The organism is Acinetobacter sp. ANC_7504, assembly GCF_056779995.1.
The window spans coordinates 21,334-41,537 of record NZ_JBWYIZ010000016.1 but is presented as its reverse complement, the minus strand read 5'-3'; the positions used below and the strand labels follow the sequence as shown (position 1 = coordinate 41,537).

Genomic DNA, 20,204 nt, shown 5'->3' with positions numbered 1-20,204 from the left:
CGAATTAACGTTTAGAGAATTGTGGACGTTTACGAGCTTTACGTAAACCAAGTTTCTTACGTTCAACTTCACGAGCATCACGAGTAACGAAACCAGCTTGACGAAGAGCAGGTTTTAAAGTTTCGTCAGCAGCGATCAATGCACGAGTAATACCGTGACGGATTGCGCCAGCTTGACCACCGATACCACCACCAGCAACAGTGATGTAAAGGTCATATTTCTCAGTAGCATCTAAAAGCTCTAGTGGTTGACGTACAACCATACGAGCAGTTTCACGACCGAAGTATTGTTCTAAAGAACGGTTGTTAATAACGAGTTTACCAGTACCAGCAGATAGGAAAACACGTGCAGTTGCGGTCTTACGGCGACCTGTACCATAGTTAGTAGCCATGTGCTGTATCCCTTAGATGTCCAAAACTTGTGGCTGTTGAGCTGTGTGAGGATGCTCAGCACCAGCATACACTTTCATTTTCTTGATCATAGCATAACCAAGAGGACCTTTTGGCAACATGCCTTTTACAGCGCGTTGGAAGATTTCTTCTGGCTTGTGAGCAACTAATTTTTCAAAGTTAGTTTCACGGATACCACCAGGGAAACCAGTGTGGCGATAGTATTTCTTATCAAGTGACTTATTACCAGTTACTTGAACTTGCTCAGCATTGATAATTACGATGTAATCACCAGTGTCAACGTGAGGAGTATAAGAAGTTTTGTGCTTACCGCGTAAACGACGTGCGATTTCAGTCGCAAGACGACCTAAAGTTTTGCCAGAAGCATCAACAACGTACCAGTCGTGTTGAACTTCAGCTGGCTTAGCGCTGAGAGTTTTCATTAACCACTACCTATTATAGTTGGTTTGGACGGTGGAATCTGTCCAAACAAAAAGGAGAGCGAATTCTAGCGGAAAAACACTAGAACCACAATCAAAATATTAAGATTTCGAGGGGCATATTCTATTTAATTTAGATTGAAAAGTATAGCGGTTTATTTAATCAATTTCGTTTGTAATGAGGAAATAATCATAATAATAGCTCGGAGTTTTGATGAGTTCACAAAATAATAATGATCGTTTCTCTCCTCCTGTTCGTCATTCAGATTTATCTTCACGCCATGATCAAATCAAAGTGAGCAAGGTGACGAAATTTTTGACCGGATTTTTATTCATTTTTCTCGGAATATATTTAGTGTTAGCATGGTGTTTGGCGCTATTTATGGAATCGATGTTTTAAGTGTCATTCTTATATATTCAATGTATGCACATTTTATGATTTTCCCTTGGATCATCTATTTAATCGGTGGCTTTGGTTTCTTGTGCATTAAAGATTCAGCATTTTATTCAGCGCGTTCAACGATTGGACGGATTCTTTTGTTGGGTTTGTTCTTCGTCATCGTGATTGTATGTGTATCCGAAGTCGCTCATGCTTTTGGTCTATTAGATGCAAGATTTCGTATGGATTGGCGCTAAAAGACTCAAAAGAACGATTAAAAAAATCAGAGGGCTAAGATTTTACCATTTTGGTATTGTTGAACATCGTACATTCGATCTGTATTAAAATAATAAAAATCCTTGAATGATGATCGTTATGCTTCCTTTGTATGTCACCAGCGGTGAGCCTGCTGGAATTGGTCCTGATATCTGTTTAAGCCTTGCGCAACGTTTGGATGAGCGTCCACTCGTCGTACTTGCTGATATACAAATGCTCAAGCAACGTGCAGAAAAACTTCATCTTGAAGTTGAAGTGATTGAGTATCAAGGGCAACAAACATCGTCAAAAGTGGGTCAGCTTTATGTGGAACATATTCCTTTAAATGAAAGTGTAGTACTGGGTGAGTTAAATGCTCAAAATGCGAGTTATGTCTTAGAGCAACTCCGCCGTTCTGCAGACTATGCGATGTCAGGTAAAAGCGTTGGCGTGGCGACAGCACCTGTACAAAAGTCAGTGATCAATGAGGCAGGTATTCATTTCAGTGGTCACACTGAGTTTTACCAAGAGTTTGCTGGTGTATTACGCGTGGTCATGATGCTGGCAACCAAAACCTTACGTGTTGCACTTGCAACCACGCACTTACCCCTTCGTGCGGTTGCGAATGCGATTACAGCTGAGCGCTTGCATCAGGTCATCGACATTCTGATTCATGATTTAAAATCAAAATTTAAAATCGAATCTCCCAAAATTTTGGTGTGCGGTTTAAATCCTCATGCAGGTGAAGATGGTTATTTAGGAGTGGAGGAGATCGAAGTGATTAATCCTGTACTTGAACGCTATCGTGCGCAAGGGATAGACATGAGTTTATGTCTGCCTGCAGATACCTTATTTACACCAGAAAATTTAAAAGATGCCGATGCAGTTTTAGCCATGTATCACGATCAGGGATTACCTGTGTTAAAATCACAAGGATTTGGTGAAGCCATTAATATTACTTTGGGCTTGCCGTTTATTCGCACCTCTGTCGATCATGGCACAGCACTCTCCCTCGCAGGTACTGGACTTGCGAAAAGCTCGAGCTTACATGTGGCTGTGGACTTAGCGCTCGATTTAGCGCGTCAGTGATCTTGTCTTAATTACACGTTGGAAATCTTTATGTATCAGATTAATGCCTTAAACCCGAAAGATGAAGGGCATCACACGCGTAAGCGTTTTGGTCAAAACTTCTTACATGACCAACGTGTCATTGCCAAAATTGTGCGTTCGGTGAACCCGCGTACTGGTGACAATATTGTTGAAATTGGTCCAGGTCTTGCTGCTTTAACATCGCCTTTAATTGGTGAATGTGATGCTTTGACTGTCATTGAATTAGACCGTGATTTAGCAGCTGGATTACCCGGTCGTGTACCGCATCCTGAACGTTTAACTATTGTGGAAACTGATGCCTTACGCTACGATTTCACTGAACTGTTTGATGGTCGTCCGTTGCGTGTTGTCGGTAATTTACCTTATAACATTTCTACACCTTTGTTATTTCATCTCTTAGAGTTTGGTGACAAAGTCAAAGACATGCACTTCATGTTGCAAAAAGAAGTGGTCGATCGTATTACGGCATCACCAAATACCAAAGAATATGGTCGTTTATCAGTCATGATTCAGTACTACTGTAAACCGACATTCTTGTTTGAAGTGCCACCTGGTTCGTTCAACCCACCACCCAAAGTAACTTCTGCGGTATTTCGCTTAGAGCCGTATGATGTAAAACCAATAGTGGCGAAGAATGAAAAAGCCTTGGCACGTTTAGTCTCCCATGTATTTACACAACGCCGTAAGACACTTCGCAACAGTTTAAAAGGCATGTTGCAAGAGGAAGGATTTGAAAAAGCTGGTGTTGATCCAATGGCGCGTCCAGAAACATTAACACTTGCTCAATTTGTTGCACTTGCAGATCAAATGGTAGATGCATAAATGGCTGGTGAAAACATTCGATATAATTACGTGATTGGTGATGTTCAGGGCTGTTTTGAAGCTTTGAAAATGTTACTCAAGGAAATCAAATTTGATCCTGATCAGGATTTTTTATGGTTTGCGGGTGATTTAGTCGCACGTGGTGAAAACTCGATTGGCGTTTTACGTTTTATCAAGAAACTGGTCGATCGAGGCGTTGCTGCGACAGTCTTGGGTAATCATGATTTGACCTTGTTAGCGTGCGCAAGGGGCATTAAAGAGATTAAAGAGAAAGACAATACTCGTGATGTGATTGATGCGATTGACAGTGATGATTTAATCGACTGGTTACGTAAACAACCCTTATGTTTATGTCCAAATGAAAATATTGTCATTACACATGCGGGTATTCCACATATTTGGACAGTAGAGCAAGTGAAACAGTTTGCTCAAGAGGTTGAAACGGTTATTGCGCATGATGATTTTGATGTTCTGGATGCATTTTTGAAAGAAATGTATGGTAAAGAACCTACATTATGGTCAGATGATTTAACAGGACATGAGCGCTTACGATGTATCGTGAATTATCTAACCCGTATGCGTTTGACTGATCCAGAGGGTCGACTTGAATTTAGTTTTAAAGACGCTTTAGATGAGCCGATGCCAGCTGGCTATCAGCCATGGTTTGAATATGAGTCAAAAGCTGCTCAAACTCATCAAGTCATTTTTGGACATTGGGCTGCCTTACAGGGCAGAACAATATCTGCGCATATTCAGAATGTTGACGGTGGTTGTGTCTGGGGCAATCAATTAATGGCGTATCGTCTTGAAGATCAGCAAATGTTTGCTGTAGATAATCCTATGTTTGCATAGAATCATCTACTTTAGGTCGTTTTCGTCTAATAAAAAAGCCACTCATCAGTGGCTTTTTTATTTTCAATCGTGGGTAAATCAAGAGGTCGCTTTTAAAAAGTGAATAAAAGTAGGGAGCCAAACGGCTGTAAACGTTGCATTTACCGCCATACCAAATGCAGCATAACGACCAGCTACACTGCCTCGTTGCCAAGCTTGAGCTGTCCCAATCGCATGGGCTGCTAAACCGAGTGCTAAGCCTGAGGCACGCTCATCATTAATATGACGTAGTATGAGTGGTGAAAAAGCTGCGCCAATCACACCAGATAAAATAACGATTAAAATGGCTAAGCTAATTGGTGCATGGAGTAAGGTCGCAATATTAATTGCGATTGGTGTTGTCACTGCACGTGTAGCGAAAGCCATAATGGTCGAATCTGCCATATGCAGTAGATACGCTAAGCCCATAGGCAATGCGACAGCACTGACACTAGCAAACACTAATATTCCTAAAATGCCTTTTAGTGGTAAATCGTCATAACGCATTGCTGCAAGTGGGATCGCGAGAGCCACTGTGACGTATCCTAATAAATGATCAAAAATCGGATTGACATCTTTCATGTAGTGATCATAAGGAATACCAATAATCAGTAAGATGACGATCACAAAGAACATCCCGAATACAATTACAGGAATCTGTGGTACGACACGGTTACAGGGTTTTGAAATTATATAGGCGAATAACGTAATAGCAAAGCCGATTAAAATTGCGAGCATATTTCTCTCCTATAACCAGCGTTTTGCCATTTTGGCGTAAACCCAAAGTGGAATAAGTGTACTTAACGTGAGTACGAGTAAAAAAAGAGGAATTTCTTTACCCATATGAACCAACATAACCAATGCCCCAGCACTAATTGGTAAAAATGCGAAAGCACTTTCTTTCATGATTTTATTATTTACATCGACAACTCTGGTTGGAAGAGTGCCAAATCTACGCCAAGCAAACAGTACAAGTAGTAAGGAAAGCAACCCGACAAGATTGCCCAGTTCGGGATGATTCAATTGAGTCATAAGCCAAACTGAACCTTCTCGGAAGCCAATAATAAGCACTATGGTGCCAATCCATGCTGGCCAATCTATCGTTTTCATCCACTGCATCATGATTATACTTTTAACATTATTTATCACGTTTTAACTGATTTATGATTTGATTTCAAACTCTTCTAAAGGTCTTTTAAATTGTTGCGCCTTATCACCAAGAATTTGATCAATTGGTAAATGTGCTTGTTTTATAAGTTGCTCTAATTTATGAGGCGCAATTTGAATATTTAAAATCAAATGACCTAGATCATCATAATGTTCAGACTGAATCACATTTAATTCATACAGTTGATTGCGTAATTTGCCATATTCAGGTCTGAGTGTGAGTTCAAATTGTTGTATTTGCCCCATTAAACACTCTTGAACGGCTTGTCGCAGTAAATCTAAACCTTGACTTGAGTGTGCTGAAACATAGACTCGATCAGGCAAATTGGGAGAAGCATAAATGATTTTAGGCTCTTCACCCGTTTGATCAATTTTATTGTATACGCGTAATATTGGCACCTGAGCCCCAATTTCTTTCAGGACTTTTTCAACAGCATCAATTTGCTCAAGCTTGTCTGGACTATTTGAATCGATAACATGCAAAAGCAAAGTCGCCTCAAGTGTTTCTTCAAGGGTTGCTTTGAATGACTCTACTAAGGAGTGTGCAAGATTGCGAACGAATCCCACTGTGTCAGCCAAGACCAATGTTCCAATGCCATCCCAATTTAATCTTCTTAAAGTTGGGTCAAGAGTTGCGAACAATTGATCTGCTGCATACACATCACTTTCAGCAAGAATATTAAATAGGGTGGATTTTCCTGCGTTGGTATAACCGACTAGAGACACTGTTGGAATAGACGCTTTTTGACGCGCTGCACGACCTTGGATTCGTGTCTGGCGGACTTTTTCAAGTTTGTCTTTAAGCTGGTTTATGCGGAGGCGGAGTAAACGACGGTCTGTTTCTAATTGTGTTTCACCTGGACCACGTAAACCAATACCACCTTTTTGGCCATCTAAGCCCATGCGACCACCCACTAAACGTGAAGCGAGATGGTCTAACTGAGCCAATTCAACTTGTAGTTTACCTTCATGTGTGCGTGCGCGTTGTGCAAAAATATCTAAGATAAGGCGAGTACGATCGATGACCCGACATTGAATAACACGCTCGAGATTACGTTCTTGAGATGGTGTGAGGGAATGATCGAAAATGACAATATCAGCTTCTACCGCTGCAACAAATTCGGCGATTTCTTCAGCTTTACCCGAACCAATAAAAAATTTAGGGTCAGGTTTAATACGTTGAGCTTGTATATGTTCAAGAATCTCTGCACCAGCAGATTTGGCCAATAGACGAAATTCTTCTTGATCAAGATCTTCTAATATTTGGACATTAACACTCACCAAGACCGCACGTTCATTTGCTTGATTTTGTCCAGTAACTTCCACTCAGCTAATACTCCACATCAAAACTCTAGTGTAGAGGAAATTGAACAATTGAGGGAAATAGATTTAAATTAACCTAAAGCAGTTTTGAACATAAGTATAAACGCCAGTATAAATAAAAAGACGCCACCGACAATTGATGCCAATGAGAAGAGTGCCGACCAGATGGGAATGACTTGATTTGATGGTGATTGAGTTGTAGTTTGCATAATTTTTAAATCTATAAATTCGATTTAAAAATTATATTTTATTGGGTATTTGAATTGAAATTGAATTTTCAAATATGTGTATACGGTTTTTATAATCAATGCATCTCTGGTGAGCTCAGTATAGAATGGAGCTATAGTGGATAACGCCTGTTATTATTCAGTGAAATAATTTATGACAACATTAAAGCCTAAAAAACTCAATTTATTTTCAAAAACAGCGCTATATAGCCAAAAAATCATCTCAGGTACTGCTGCTGTCACTGAAGGGTTTTATTTAATTTTTAGGCATCAAATGTATAAAAATCCGAATAATCCAAACAATACTCGCTATGTACAACATTTTTGCCGTCGCTTATGCAAAGTTTTTAATATCGATTTACAAGTACATGGCAACATTCCTCGTGAACCCGCATTATGGGTGAGCAATCATATCTCTTGGTTAGATATTCCTGTATTAGGTTCGAGTGCGCGTGTATTTTTCTTAGCAAAAGCAGAAATTGAAAATTGGCCGATTTTTGGGAAACTTGCCAAGGGTGGTGGAACACTGTTCATTAACCGAGGTTCAGGAGATTCGGTCCGTATTAAAGAGCAAATCACAGAATTTTTGAAGCAAAATATTCCTGTCTTATTTTTTCCAGAAGCAACCACGACTGATGGAACTAAAGTCAAAAAAGTGCATGGAAGACTTTTAGCTGCAGCTATCGAGGCTCAAAAACCTGTGCAAGTTTGTTTAATCTGTTATGTCAATCAAGAGGGGGAGTTAGATCAGGTTGCTCCCTTTATCGGAAATATTGGATTTACAGCGCATCTCAAAGCAGTATTGGAAATGCCTCAAGTCGTTGCACATTTAACAGCTTTGCCCACGATTGATGTTACTGGACATACAGTTGAAAGCTTAACGAGAGAAGTGCAACTCAGAATGCAGGAAGGATTGGAAGTATTACATCAAAAAGTGCTCAAAGCTTAATCAGTAGAAGCAAAGCAGGGATCATGATGATCCCTGCTTTTTACATGAATCCTTCTATTGGCAACCACGAGATAACTTTCAAGCTTGCTTTTTGCCACCATTTCATTTTTGGTTCTTTGGTATAGATTTTAATACCTTCAGGTGTCGCTTGTTTCCAATTAATATTATTTTGTGAATCTAGAACTAATTTATAGGCATATTTTTTTAGGTTCTGATCCATGGTTTTATGCACAGCTTGCGCTAGGGGCTGGCTGTTTAAAATGACGCCAATTTCAGTATTTAAATTGGCTGAACGTGGATCAAAATTAAATGATCCGATAAATACTTGCTTATCATCCAAAGCCATCATTTTTGCATGCAGGCTTGAGCGACTCAGCCCTTTAAGGCTCACTTTGGACTGCTTAGAAATTTCAATATTATTTTTATTTTGGAATTCTTCTGGCAAAGCAGGGAGGAACTCATATAACTCTACGCCGTTTTGCAGTAAATCCTGACGATATTTCGCATAAAATGCATGTACAAGCGCAACATCATTGGCTTTAAAAGAGTTGGTCAGTACGCGAACTTTAACGCCATCTTGTGCGATCGCACTTAAGCGTTGCTCACCCTTGCGTTCAGGAACGAAGTAAGCGGAAATGATATCGACACTTTTTTCTGGTTTCTCTAAGCGTTCAACCAGTTGAAAGTTGAGATGTTCTTCTTTCTTAGCTTTCGCTTTGATTTTTTCAGGAGAATCTTTGATGACTTCTGCTTTCACCCAATCCAGCTTAATTTCTTGATTGAGCCAACGATCAAAATCATGAGATTCACGAGTAATTTCAACATAACTACGTACAGCACCATCATCAAAGTGCTCTTGCAGTTGCTGTTTTAAACCTTCATAGCGCAATGTATATTGTTGATGATTGACAATATTTTTAACTGGATAGGCATATTCATGATTCCAGTACTCATCAAACGAGTGTGTAATATCACTTACTGCATGACCGACAAGCATGACATCAACATCTGAAAATTGATATCGGTCACTGACATTGTAGTATTGATTACTCATATTTCGGCCGCCAATCAGGGTAATTTGATTGTCAGCTGTAAACGTTTTGTTGTGCATCCGTCGATTGATACGTTTCAGATCCAAAATCATATCAACGGGTCTAAGGCGTCGGAATTTATAAGGATTGAATAACTTTACGTCAATGTTTTGATGTTGATCCAGCGCGAGATAAATACTTTCCATCGTCTTAGCGTTGTTGTCATCCATTAACAATCTGACTTTTACACCACGATCAGCAGCTTGAATGATTTTATAAAGAGCCAATGCACCTACACGGTCGTTATCCCAAATGTAATATTGAAGGTCGAGTGTTTTCTCAGCTTTCTCAATTAATTGAAAACGTGCAGCTATCGCTTCGATTGGATCATATAAAACATGAAAACCTGTTAATTCAGGATTCTTAATTTTCAAAGGTTCGACAATTTGCGCCAATGAAGTGCCATGAGTGTCGATGTCGTACGCATATTGAGGTGCAATAGCTTGTTGAGTGGGTAAAGTTGAGCATGCAGGTAAAGCAAGAACCAAACATGAACTCATGATGAAGCGCATTTTAAAAGATGTTTTCTTTTGGCGATTCAATTGTTGAGATTGATTCTTTTCCATGTGATTTGCTTGCATAATCTATTCTTTGAACTCAATGTGCTAAAGTATAAAGAGCACCATTTAAAAGATAAATGAACCACTCAGATTATTCGTCTGATTTAATGAAAGAGATTGAATATGTGGACAACAAATAACATCCTTGCTGCGTTCTATATTATTTTCTCGCTCTTCGCTATTTGGGGAGTCACGCAAGCATGGATGAGCCAATCTCGAACTGAAACCATACATCCATTTAAAGCCTTTGTTCATCTCTTGGCATTTTATCTTTCTTATTTACTTGTTCCGTTGTGGTTTTTTAGTATTTTTGCTACTTGGCAAGGTATATTTTCATTGCATGAAGGTGTGTTTATTTTCTTGTTGAGCAGTGTATTGATTTATGCACGTTTCATTGAGCCTCATCGTGTAGTAGTGAATAACCTGAGTTACAAGTTAAGTTCGGCGCAACCCTTTAAACATCCGATTAAAGTGGCATTAATTGCAGACTTACATATTGGATTGTTTTCTGGGCATGAAAGACAACTGAAAATTATCGTGAATAAGATTAATCAAGCTCAACCAGATTTAGTGGTTGTGGCAGGTGATTGGACCTATGAACCAGAAAATAAGCTGGCAGAAGAGCTCCGAGTATTAAGAGAAATTCAAGCGCCTGTCTATTCTGTGAATGGTAATCATGATGAGCAATATCCAGGTCCACCGATTCAGGCATTATTAAAAGATGCGCTAGCTTCAAATCAGGTGATGGATATTGAAGGTAAGATTGTTGAGTTTGATGAGTTTAGATTGATTGGTGTGGGGGATTTGTGGGCAGGTAAGGCTGACATGCGGGATATGCCTGATTTACCACAAGATAAGCCGTGGTTAATTCTGTCACATAATCCGGATACGGTGGATATGGTGCCAAAATTGCCAACTCATCCGTTGATGTTGTCAGGGCATACTCATGGGGGACAAGTGGAACTTCCGTGGTTGACAGATTACATCATGAAAAAAGTGTCTATCTTGGGTCATAAACGTGGTTTATATAAGCATGAACATGCCAATGTTTATGTGTCCGTAGGTACTGGTATGGTAGGTGTCCCATTCAGATTCAGAGTACCACCGATGATTGATATCATTGAGCTCAGCTAATAAAAAAACCGGCTTAAGCCGGTTTTTTTATTAGCTGAAAGCATCAAATTTGATTATTCACATCATCATGTTTCGTTTCGCGAATCATGAGGAAAGCAATCAGCGAAAGGATTGATGCAGCCGTCAAATAATAGCCTACTGCAGACAAACCATATTCAGTTGCCAATTTCGTTGCAATCAAAGGTGCGAAAGATGCACCAAAAATACCAGCAAGGTTAAATGTTAACGCCGAACCAGTATAACGCACCGATGTCGGGAAGATTTCTGAAAGTACCGTACCGATTGGACCATAGGTTAAGCCCATAATCGCAAGACCAATACATAAGAATAAGAACACAATCAGTGTGCTTCCTGACTCCAACATGTCCGCAAAGAAAATACCAAAAATAGCAGAAATTACACACACCGCGATCGAAGTGGTTTTACGACCGAACTTTTCCGCAAAAATTGCAGAAAGGGGAATAAATGCTGCAAAACAAAGCGTTGCAACCAACTGAAGTTGTAGGAACTCTTCACGAGAGTAACCTAATTGTTTTGTACCCCATTGCAAAGCAAATACAGTGGTTAAGTAAAAAACTACGAAAGTACAAATGGCTGCAATCGTTCCGAGTACAAGCATTTTTGAATGCTTTTTAAAAACTTGTACAAAAGGAACATTCACTTCTTTTTGTTTATCAAGCACGTTTTGGAATGCTGGCGTTTCATGCAACTTTAAGCGAATCCACAAGCCTACAATCACCAATAAGGCACTTGAAATAAATGGAATACGCCATCCCCATGACATGAATGCTTCTTCACTCATGAATGCCCCAAGCGTAAGGAAAGAGCCTGTGGCAAGGATGAAGCCGATTGGTGCACCAAGTTGAGGGAACATACCGTACCAAGCACGTTTGCCTTCTGGCGCATTTTCAGTTGCGAGTAGAACTGCACCTGACCATTCGCCACCTAAACCTAAGCCCTGACCTAATCGGCACAAAGCTAAAAGTAAGGGTGCCACAATGCCAATTTGCGCATAGGTTGGAAGTAAACCAATCGCAACGGTAGAAAGGCCCATGGTTAGCAAGGCTGCCACTAAGGTTGCTTTACGACCGATTCGATCTCCCAAATGACCGAATAGTGCGGCGCCGATAGGACGTGCGATGAATGCGATTGCAAAAGTTGCTAATGATTGAATCGTTGCTGTCATAGGATCTGTGCTTGTTGGAAAGAACAAGTAGGGGAAAATTATGACCGCAGCTGTTGCGTAAATATAAAAATCGAAGAACTCGATGGTTGTACCAACGAGGCTTGCAGTTAATACCCGAGTTTTAGAGTTTGCGGGCTGAGCTTGTTGTGATGCTGTATTAGACGCCATGAGAGACCTTACACTTACTAAAAATAAAAAACTTAGATTTAATAGCGTAATCTTTTTAAAAAAGGCGTAATTTCTTAAAAAAATACGAAATACCAGCTTGCTCTACGGTGTTAGGGTTGCTAGACGATGTAGTTAAAGTGGTTATAGCACGTAAAGATAAATAGACAGGAAATGTGATCCTGCACCTATCAATACAAAAATATGCCAGATAGCGTGAGTGTATCTTACCTTTTTTAAGGCATAAAACAATGCGCCTATGGTGTAAGCAAGACCACCAACAATAAGGAAGGTTAAACTTTGATCAGATAAATATGTGCGCATATCATCGATCACAAGTAATGCTAACCATCCCATTGCGAGATAGGCAAAAAGCGATATTTTTTGAAAATGGTGAATAAATACCAATTTAAATAAAGTGCCAATCGCCGCAATTACCCAAAGTGCAATTAATAAATAGTGAGCTTTTTGCGTTGGTAAAGCTATAGATAGAAAAGGCGTGTATGTTCCTGCGATGAGATAATAAATAGCCGTGTGGTCCAATTTTTTAAACCAACCCCGACGCTCAGGTGTTTCCGCAAAATGATAAAGACTAGACGCCGTAAAGAGTAGAACTAAACTAAGTCCATAGACCCAAAGCCCGATCCATTGTGCCATAGGATAAGCAGCACCTTTTATAATCAATAAAATGGCACCGATGACGGCCAAGACAGCACCAATGGCATGACTGATGAAATTAATTTTTTCTTCTAATGGATCATACGAAGCAGGAGATGCTTTCATTGTTCACTTACACATTTAATTATACATCTGTATCGTAATTGAATTTTGCTTTTCGCGTAAGACGCATTAAAATTTAATAGCATTTCTTTTTTTGGCACTGTTTATGACCGTTTCGGCATCCTCCACACCGCAAGAGCAACAATTTCTTGAAGCATTTCATCAAGCATTAGCTTCTCAGCGTTTTGATCGTATGATTCTGAGTCAGTATCAGGGCGAGATAGAAGCTTTAGAGAAGATGACTTTACGCATGATTCGATTACAAGATGAATGGATGCTGAATGTTCTGTATCGCTTTAAAACTCAAGATGTGACCAAAAATTTTCCAATTGATGAAGCTGATCCGTTGGTGAGTAAATTGGTCAGTGAATGCAAACAAGCCAATCTTTTTACATTGGACAGCGAGTTACAGCTCAAGAAAAATAAGAAAAAAGCGATCTTAACTCAAAGTAAAAAGGCTTCAGTCTCCAAGATCATTGAAAAATCACACGACCGTCAAAAACACCGTTTTGTTGAGCAAGAAAGTTATTTTCTTCAACCGTTGGGTATTACGGATCAAAAAGAACAAATTATTCCAAGCATGGCGCGTAAGTGGAAACAGATTAATAAATTTGTTGAGATTTGCTCAGGCGCATTAAACCAAATTCAAGTTGATCAGCAGCTCAACGTTGTCGATTTTGGCTCAGGTAAAGGTTATCTCACCTTTGCACTGTATGACTACTTACAAAAAAATGATTATAATCCTTATGTTACAGGTGTGGAACTGAACGAGAAAATGGTTCATTTTTGTGAAGATGTTGCCCGTAAATCAGATTTTAAGCATTTAGATTTTTTCCAAGGAGATGTACGAACTTACTCGCCTGAAAAACTCGATGTCATGATTGCGTTGCATGCCTGTGATGTAGCAACTGATTTTGCGATTCATACCGGTATTCGATTGAATGCGCAAATGATTATGTGCGCGCCGTGCTGCCACAAAGAGTTGAGACCTCAAATGCAAAGTCCCTCTGTATTAAAACCAATGTTGCAGTTTGGTATTCATGAGGGGCAACAAGCTGAAATGCTGACAGATACAATTCGAGCGCTATTGTTAAAAGCCTATGGTTACGAGACTAAAGTTTTTGAATTTGTGGCTTTGGAACATACTAGCAAAAATAAAATGATTTTAGCCACCAAGCGCAAAGATTTTAACGCACCAGATCAGCAAGTGTTAGATCAAATAATTGCATTAAAAAATATGTATGGTATTCAAAAGCACTCATTAGAGTTGCTTCTAAAAGGTGAGTGGGAGCAACAAAATATTGGTGAAAAGTGCTAACACCCCTTTGGGAATTAACATATGAGTAATGTCTTTGATGTTCAAGTAGGTTCATGGTCGCAATTAAAGTGCTACGCGATGCAGATACGAGAGCAAGTATTTATTCTGGAACAACTAATTTCACCTGAAGACGAATGGGATATGGAAGATGAGACATCGATTCATTTCGTTGTTTTCCATGAAGGTGAGGCAATCGCCACGGCTCGACTACTTCAAAACCATAGTATTGGAAGGGTAGCAGTCATAAAGGCTTATCGAGGAAAAGGTGTTGGGTTTGAGCTCATGAAATTTATAATTGAGTTTGCTCAAAGGGAAAAGCGACCAACCTTGAATCTTTCTGCTCAAGTTCATGCATTACCATTTTATCAACGTTTAGGGTTTGAGCCCCAAGGTAAGGAATACTTAGATTGTGGTATTCCTCATGTTTATATGACGATGCAGCTTGAATAAAAAAACGGAGCCAATGCTCCGTTTTTTCATCACAAATATCAATGACTATGTGAACCTGATTCACCATCATGTGTATGACTGTGTTCGCCCATTGCTGCGTGTTCTTCTTCAGTCATATTGTGCTCAGTTGCACTAGCTTGAGCAGCTTTGTTGGCTTCTATTTTTGCTGCTGCTTCTTCAGACATCACAGGTGATGCTTTGAATGCATGATGTTCACTGGTTTCTGTTCGTTGTTTACTTGGCATATAGTCAGGTTCATTTTCAATGGCTATATAGAAAATCACCATAAATATAATACTTAAAATGATCGCGATAATTAGCGCTTTCCAACCCCAAGGAGATTTTTCTGGTGAAGAATGATCAGTCATAATGCTATACCAAGTTGGGTAAAATGAATCTGAGAATATGTTACTTTATAACACATATTTATCGACAAGACCGAAAAAAACCTCTCCGAAGAGAGGATTTAATTTATATCAATCAGATTGATTGACCAGACTGAACTTTGTCCTTGAGGAGTTGAGGTGCTTTAAAACGCTCACCATACTTCGCTTCAAGCTGATTCGCGCGCTCAAGCGCTTGTGCGAGTCCATATTGATTGAGGAACTGTAAAGCGCCGCCAGTCCAAGGGGCGAATCCTATGCCAAAAATAGAACCGATATTTCCATCAATGACAGACTCTAAAACACCCTCTTCAAGACAACGTAAGGTATCTAAAGATTGCACAAACAAGAAGCGATCAATCATTTCTTGCTCAGAAATATCAGTCTCTTTCGTCCAATGGTTTAAACCATCCCAAAGGTATTTTTTACCACTTTCAGGATATTCATAAAAACCAGCACCAGCAGCTTTCCCTTTACGCCCAAACTCATGGATCATTTGCTTTAAAACATCTTCAGCAGGGGAGTGTGGTAAATCTTTGCCTTCAGCCTGAAGCGCTTTACGCGTTTCGTTGGTCACATGCTCAGACAAGGTTAATGCGACTTCATCTTGGATTGCTAATGGACCGACTGGCATACCTGCTTTTAAAGCAGCCATTTCAATTTTGGCTGGATGTACTCCCTCAGCCAGTAAACGCAAACCTTCGTTGACAAAAGTACCAAATACGCGGCTGGTGAAGAAACCACGACTATCATTCACAACGATAGGTGTTTTTCCAATTTGTTGAACATAATCATAGGCTTTAGCTAGTGTCTCAGCTGAAGTCTCTTTACCTTTAATAATTTCAACCAACTGCATTTTATCAACAGGGCTAAAGAAATGCAGTCCAATAAAGTTTTTCGCATCTTTGCTTGCTGTTGCAAGACCTGTGATCGGTAAGGTGGATGTATTAGAAGCCATCACACCGCCGTCAACCAAATATTGCTCAGCTTCTTGAGTTACTTTGGCTTTGAGTTCTTGATTTTCGAATACAGCTTCAATGATTAAATCACAGCCTTGTAGATCGGATGCATTTGCTGTAGGGGTAATGAGAGATAAAATTTGTTCGCGCTTTTCAGCAGTCATTCGACCTTGTGAAACACGTTTATCTAACAGTTTTTGACTATATGCCTTACCTTTTTCTGCATTTTCAATCGATACATCTTTAAGGACGACTTGAATCCCCTTAATCGCTGTCGAGTAGGCAATGCCAGCGCCCATCATTCCAGCGCCTAAAACACCTACTTTCGTCGCTTGCCATTTTGCAGGCTCTTTAGGGCGGCTTTCACCTGATTTGATTGCATTCAGTCCATGCCAGAAAGTACCAATCATGTTTTTCGCAACTTGACCAGTTGCCAAATACGTAAAATAGCGAGATTCAATGGTTAATGCATTATCAACATCTACCTGAGCACCTTCAACGGCAGCAGCCATAATGGCTTCAGGGGCTGGATAGCAACCTTTTGTTTTATCACGCAGCATCGCTGGTGCAATCGCAAGGACTTGAGCCACTTGAGGTGATGATGGCGTACCACCTGGAATTTTGTATCCTTTAACATCGAATGGTTGTTGAGATTTTGGATTTGCTTTAACCCAAGCAATCGCTTTATCCATGAGCTCTTGTTCAGAATCAGCCGTATCTTGAATTAAGCCTAGAGATTTTGCTTTTTCTACACCAAATTGTTTACCTTCCATCAAGAAAGGAAAAGCATTCTGCAAGCCGAGCAGTCGTACCATACGCACGATACCACCGCCACCTGGTAACAATCCTAAGGTAACTTCAGGTAGACCAAATTTCGCTTTAGGATCATTTAATGCAATACGAGCATGACAGCCTAGTGCGATTTCCCAACCACCACCGAGCGCTGTTCCATTTAATGCAGCAACAACAGGTACACCCAAGGTTTCAATATAGCGGAATTCCGCTTTCATTTTTTGGATCATGCCAAAGAATTCAGTGGCGTGTTCGGGTTGAGCTTGAATCAACTCATCCAAATCACCGCCTGCAAAAAAGGTTTTCTTTGCAGATTTAAAAATGATACCTGTAATGCCAGATTCGGCTTTCAGTTTTGTTACCGTCTCTTCTAAAGCAACTCGGAAATCTGCATTCATGGTATTGGCAGACTGATTAGGTGAGTCTAAGGTGAGAATAACAATGCCATCAGCATTTTTTTCAAATTGAATTGCACTCATTATTCTTCTCCTTATACCAATTCAATGATCGTTGCGATACCCATACCACCACCTACACACAGTGTAGCCAAGCCACGTTTTTTACCTTGACGCTCAAGTTCATCGAGCAACGTACCTAAAATCATGGCACCTGTCGCACCGAGTGGATGACCCATTGCAATTGCACCACCATTTACATTGACTTTTGCAGGATCGACATTGAGTTCATTAATAAAGCGCATTACTACAGCCGCAAACGCCTCGTTCACTTCAAATAAATCGATATCATCAATGGTTAAGCCAGCTTTTTCCAAAGCTTTGCGTGCCGCAGGTGCTGGACCAGTTAACATGATTGTTGGATCAGTTCCGACAAGCGCAGTTGCTAATACTTTGGCTCGTGGTTTTAAGCCTTGTTCTTGAACCGCTTTTTCAGATGCAAGTAGAACAACAGCAGCGCCGTCTACAATGCCTGAAGAGTTTCCTGCATGGTGAACGTGATTAATCTTCTGAGCTTCTGGATATTTTTGTAATGCGACTGCATCAAATCCCATACCACCCATCATTTCAAAGCTTGGATTTAATTTGGCTAAGCCTTCAACGGTAGTCGTTGGTTTGATGAACTCGTCTTTATCTAAAACGACAACGCCAGCTTTATCTTTTACTGGTACAACTGATTTATTGAAGTAACCATTCGCTTGAGCCGCTGCTGCTTTCTTTTGTGAATCTGCAGCAAAAGCATCTACATCAGCACGAGAGTAGCCATCTAAAGTTGCGATTAAATCAGCACCAATCCCTTGTGGAACAAACGTAGATTTCAGGTTTGTTTCTGGATCGAGTGCCCATGGTCCACCATCGGAGCCCATTGGAATACGCGACATTGACTCTACACCACCAGCAACTACAACATCTTCCCAGCCTGAACGAACTTTCTGTGCAGCAAGATTGACAGCTTCTAGTCCTGAAGCACAAAAACGGTTGATTTGAACGCCTGCTACATCATCATTCCAGCCTGCAGCAATTGCAGCAGTTTTAGCGATATCACCGCCTTGATCACCAATTGGAGTTACACAACCCAGTACGATGTCATCGACTTTAGAAGTATCGAGTTGATGGCGAGTTTGAAGTTCATTTAACAGCGTTGTGAGTAATGTGATTGGTTTTACTTCATGTAAAGAACCATCTTTTTTTCCTTTTCCGCGTGGTGTGCGAATGGCATCAATGATGTAAGCCTCGCTCATAATAGTTCCTTTTTTATAGGTTGAAATTGTTATGGTGTTTTGAGTGTAGATGATCTATGTGATTGTGCAATGACGAGAACGGATGAGTCGTTTGATATTTTTGGTCACTGAAAAATTAAGTGTTTTAAATTGTGAAATGAAAGTTTTTGACGAATTAAAAAAAATTTGTATTGCGAATGCTTTGATTATAATTTTGCTATATCAAATCTTTGGCGCTTGATATGGCAAGCTTTACACCATAAGAACCTTCATTATCTTTATCAACATACCAACCACCGTTAATTACAGCGGGCACTTTTTTATTGATAATCTGCCCTTTCAGCTTTTCAGCTTCTAATTTACTTAAATAGCCAACTGTTAATCCGTTGATTTCAACTTTGATTGCATTTGGATCGTATTGGTTAAATGGTTCTGACAGAACATGAGCAGTACATTCATGAAATTTAGATACAGCTTTTTTTTGACCAGCTATTTTAAGTAAATTTTTTTGATATGCATTTTCTCCGACAATATTATAAGTGTACTGTATATCAGCTTGAGGTCGAGAGCTGTGCGATTTTACACTGTAAAAATAAATTGCTATTCCAATCAAAATTGAGATTAAGATTGCAGTAAGTGTCATCTTATTATTCCTTTAAATATTACGAATATTTTAATTTCAACTTGAATATTTTTGTTAAATAAGCACTTAAATCCATATGTAAAAAAAAGCCTGAACAATGTCAGACTTTTTTATGTTTGAATAAATTAATGATAACCATGTAATTGACGATACAGTCCTGGTGTTACCCCTGTCCACTTTTTAAATGCTCGGTGGAAGGTACTGGTTTCACTAAAGCCGACTTGTTGTGCCACATCTTCTAAAGTTAAAGATGGGTTTAACAGTAAGTGAATTGCAGCGTCTCGACGTAAGGCATCTTTTACACCTTGATAGCTCTTACCTTCAGCAGCTAAGCGACGGCGAAGCGTCTGTGGTGATAAATAAAGCATGGCTGCAACATCATTTAATGTTGGCATTTCTTCACCAATTTGGCTCTTCAATACTTCACGAATACGTGATGTGAGCGAATTGGTATTTTTGAATTTCACCAACAGTTTCGCTGGAGCACCTTTTAGAAACTCTTCCAAGGTGTTTTCATCTTGGCGAATTGGAAGATCTAAGTAGTCTGCAGCAAATGTGATTTCAGTACGAGCTGAATCAAATTGGATTACTGGCGCAAAAAATAACGCATCATATTCATCTGCATGTTGTGGGCGTGGATATGAAAAATGTACACGCTCTAACGGGATACGACGCTCAATGAGCCACGATGCCAAACCATGCCAGATCATGAGCATACTTTCAGTAATGAAATGGTCAGGATCCATTGTTTTTGGAATGAGTGGAACTAAGCGTGCTTCATGCTTATCGCGCTCTAAAGTCACAGACCACTCATCACCAAATAACTTGTAGAACTGTGATGATAACTCAAGCGCATCACCTAAAGTTTTGGCATGTATGATCAATTGACACATGATCGCAAAGGTCCCTAAGCGACGTGGCTGGATATCAAAACCAACGTGTTCATCTTGGGTGACCATCCACAGCATTTTAACAAAGCGTGTGTACTGCTCAGGAGAAATACGTGCTTTAGGTTGGCGGAGTAGTTCAGCTTCAATGCCGACATGTGAAAGTAAAGTGTCAACATCCATCCCTAGACGTTTTACCCCAGTCAGGGCTGCATTCACAAAATGGATACTTATCGTATCGCGACTCATG

General features: G+C 39.9%; 21 protein-coding genes. 8 read left to right on the top strand and 13 right to left on the bottom strand.

Going from position 1 to position 20,204, the window contains the following annotated elements:
• Positions 1-4: 4 nt before the first annotated feature.
• Both rpsI and rplM read right to left on the bottom strand, forming a co-directional pair.
• On the bottom strand, positions 5-391 hold the full coding sequence (gene rpsI / locus AC1M9F_RS13565) for a 30S ribosomal protein S9 (RefSeq protein ID WP_035270019.1): 387 nt from the start codon (positions 389-391) through the stop codon (positions 5-7).
• Between the two features lie 12 nt (positions 392-403).
• Entirely contained in the window at positions 404-832 is a 429-nt protein-coding gene (gene rplM, locus AC1M9F_RS13560) for a 50S ribosomal protein L13 (RefSeq protein ID WP_035270016.1), read from the bottom strand.
• 360 nt (positions 833-1,192) lie between these two features.
• On the opposite strand from rplM, the gene AC1M9F_RS13555 reads away from it, so the two are divergent.
• The 4 genes from AC1M9F_RS13555 (at position 1,193) to AC1M9F_RS13540 (ending at position 4,247) form a co-directional block, all read left to right on the top strand.
• Entirely contained in the window at positions 1,193-1,465 is a 273-nt protein-coding gene (locus AC1M9F_RS13555; RefSeq protein WP_481598026.1) for a hypothetical protein, read from the top strand.
• A gap of 106 nt (positions 1,466-1,571) precedes the next feature.
• The gene (gene pdxA, locus AC1M9F_RS13550) at positions 1,572-2,552 is read left to right on the top strand and encodes a 4-hydroxythreonine-4-phosphate dehydrogenase PdxA (RefSeq protein WP_481598025.1); all 981 of its coding nucleotides are present in this window, start codon (positions 1,572-1,574) and stop codon (positions 2,550-2,552) included.
• Between the two features lie 30 nt (positions 2,553-2,582).
• Positions 2,583-3,395, top strand: a complete 813-nt coding sequence (rsmA, locus tag AC1M9F_RS13545) for a 16S rRNA (adenine(1518)-N(6)/adenine(1519)-N(6))-dimethyltransferase RsmA (RefSeq protein WP_035270009.1) — start codon at positions 2,583-2,585, stop codon at positions 3,393-3,395.
• Positions 3,396-4,247 carry a symmetrical bis(5'-nucleosyl)-tetraphosphatase gene (locus AC1M9F_RS13540; protein WP_481598024.1) on the top strand — a complete coding sequence of 284 codons (852 nt, stop codon included), beginning with the start codon at positions 3,396-3,398 and terminating at the stop codon, positions 4,245-4,247.
• A gap of 78 nt (positions 4,248-4,325) precedes the next feature.
• On the opposite strand, the gene AC1M9F_RS13535 is transcribed toward AC1M9F_RS13540, so the two are convergent.
• Genes AC1M9F_RS13535 through hflX form a run of 3 tightly spaced genes read right to left on the bottom strand, consistent with a single transcriptional unit; the run spans position 4,326 to position 6,758 of the window.
• Complete coding sequence (locus tag AC1M9F_RS13535) at positions 4,326-5,003, bottom strand: LrgB family protein (RefSeq protein WP_481598023.1); 678 nt, start codon at positions 5,001-5,003, stop codon at positions 4,326-4,328.
• 9 nt (positions 5,004-5,012) lie between these two features.
• Positions 5,013-5,384, bottom strand: coding sequence for a hypothetical protein (locus AC1M9F_RS13530; protein WP_092768555.1), 372 nt, complete (start codon positions 5,382-5,384; stop codon positions 5,013-5,015).
• Positions 5,385-5,426: 42 nt separating this feature from the next.
• Positions 5,427-6,758, bottom strand: coding sequence for a ribosome rescue GTPase HflX (gene hflX / locus AC1M9F_RS13525; RefSeq protein WP_481596616.1), 1,332 nt, complete (start codon positions 6,756-6,758; stop codon positions 5,427-5,429).
• A 378-nt stretch (positions 6,759-7,136) separates the two neighbouring features.
• Here hflX and AC1M9F_RS13520 point away from each other — a divergent pair, with 378 nt between their 5' ends.
• Complete coding sequence (locus AC1M9F_RS13520) at positions 7,137-7,931, top strand: lysophospholipid acyltransferase family protein (RefSeq protein WP_092768504.1); 795 nt, start codon at positions 7,137-7,139, stop codon at positions 7,929-7,931.
• A 40-nt stretch (positions 7,932-7,971) separates the two neighbouring features.
• Here AC1M9F_RS13520 and AC1M9F_RS13515 read toward each other — a convergent pair whose 3' ends face one another.
• Complete coding sequence (locus AC1M9F_RS13515) at positions 7,972-9,534, bottom strand: phospholipase D family protein (protein ID WP_481598036.1); 1,563 nt, start codon at positions 9,532-9,534, stop codon at positions 7,972-7,974.
• A gap of 171 nt (positions 9,535-9,705) precedes the next feature.
• On the opposite strand from AC1M9F_RS13515, the gene AC1M9F_RS13510 reads away from it, so the two are divergent.
• The gene (locus tag AC1M9F_RS13510) at positions 9,706-10,716 is read left to right on the top strand and encodes a metallophosphoesterase (protein ID WP_035270000.1); all 1,011 of its coding nucleotides are present in this window, start codon (positions 9,706-9,708) and stop codon (positions 10,714-10,716) included.
• Between the two features lie 43 nt (positions 10,717-10,759).
• Here AC1M9F_RS13510 and AC1M9F_RS13505 read toward each other — a convergent pair whose 3' ends face one another.
• Both AC1M9F_RS13505 and trhA read right to left on the bottom strand, forming a co-directional pair.
• Entirely contained in the window at positions 10,760-12,070 is a 1,311-nt protein-coding gene (locus tag AC1M9F_RS13505; RefSeq protein WP_035267948.1) for an MFS transporter, read from the bottom strand.
• A gap of 141 nt (positions 12,071-12,211) precedes the next feature.
• Complete coding sequence (gene trhA, locus AC1M9F_RS13500) at positions 12,212-12,850, bottom strand: PAQR family membrane homeostasis protein TrhA (RefSeq protein ID WP_092768508.1); 639 nt, start codon at positions 12,848-12,850, stop codon at positions 12,212-12,214.
• Between the two features lie 103 nt (positions 12,851-12,953).
• Here trhA and AC1M9F_RS13495 point away from each other — a divergent pair, with 103 nt between their 5' ends.
• Together AC1M9F_RS13495 and AC1M9F_RS13490 are read left to right on the top strand one after the other, a co-directional pair.
• Positions 12,954-14,165, top strand: a complete 1,212-nt coding sequence (locus tag AC1M9F_RS13495; protein ID WP_481598022.1) for a class I SAM-dependent methyltransferase — start codon at positions 12,954-12,956, stop codon at positions 14,163-14,165.
• 21 nt (positions 14,166-14,186) lie between these two features.
• Positions 14,187-14,615 carry a GNAT family N-acetyltransferase gene (locus AC1M9F_RS13490; protein ID WP_481592330.1) on the top strand — a complete coding sequence of 143 codons (429 nt, stop codon included), beginning with the start codon at positions 14,187-14,189 and terminating at the stop codon, positions 14,613-14,615.
• A 38-nt stretch (positions 14,616-14,653) separates the two neighbouring features.
• Here AC1M9F_RS13490 and AC1M9F_RS13485 read toward each other — a convergent pair whose 3' ends face one another.
• The 5 genes from AC1M9F_RS13485 to AC1M9F_RS13465 form a co-directional block, all read right to left on the bottom strand.
• Positions 14,654-14,983: a hypothetical protein gene (locus tag AC1M9F_RS13485; RefSeq protein WP_481598021.1), complete on the bottom strand. Its 330-nt coding sequence runs from the start codon at positions 14,981-14,983 to the stop codon at positions 14,654-14,656.
• 112 nt (positions 14,984-15,095) lie between these two features.
• Positions 15,096-17,228 carry a 3-hydroxyacyl-CoA dehydrogenase NAD-binding domain-containing protein gene (locus AC1M9F_RS13480; RefSeq protein ID WP_481598020.1) on the bottom strand — a complete coding sequence of 711 codons (2,133 nt, stop codon included), beginning with the start codon at positions 17,226-17,228 and terminating at the stop codon, positions 15,096-15,098.
• Positions 17,229-17,239: 11 nt separating this feature from the next.
• On the bottom strand, positions 17,240-18,445 hold the full coding sequence (locus tag AC1M9F_RS13475) for an acetyl-CoA C-acetyltransferase (RefSeq protein WP_035267939.1): 1,206 nt from the start codon (positions 18,443-18,445) through the stop codon (positions 17,240-17,242).
• Positions 18,446-18,641: 196 nt separating this feature from the next.
• Positions 18,642-19,067, bottom strand: coding sequence for a hypothetical protein (locus AC1M9F_RS13470; RefSeq protein ID WP_481598019.1), 426 nt, complete (start codon positions 19,065-19,067; stop codon positions 18,642-18,644).
• Positions 19,068-19,192: 125 nt separating this feature from the next.
• A complete protein-coding gene (locus tag AC1M9F_RS13465) occupies positions 19,193-20,203 on the bottom strand; it encodes an AraC family transcriptional regulator (RefSeq protein ID WP_092768523.1) in 1,011 nt (336 codons plus the stop codon).
• Position 20,204: the final 1 nt, after the last annotated feature.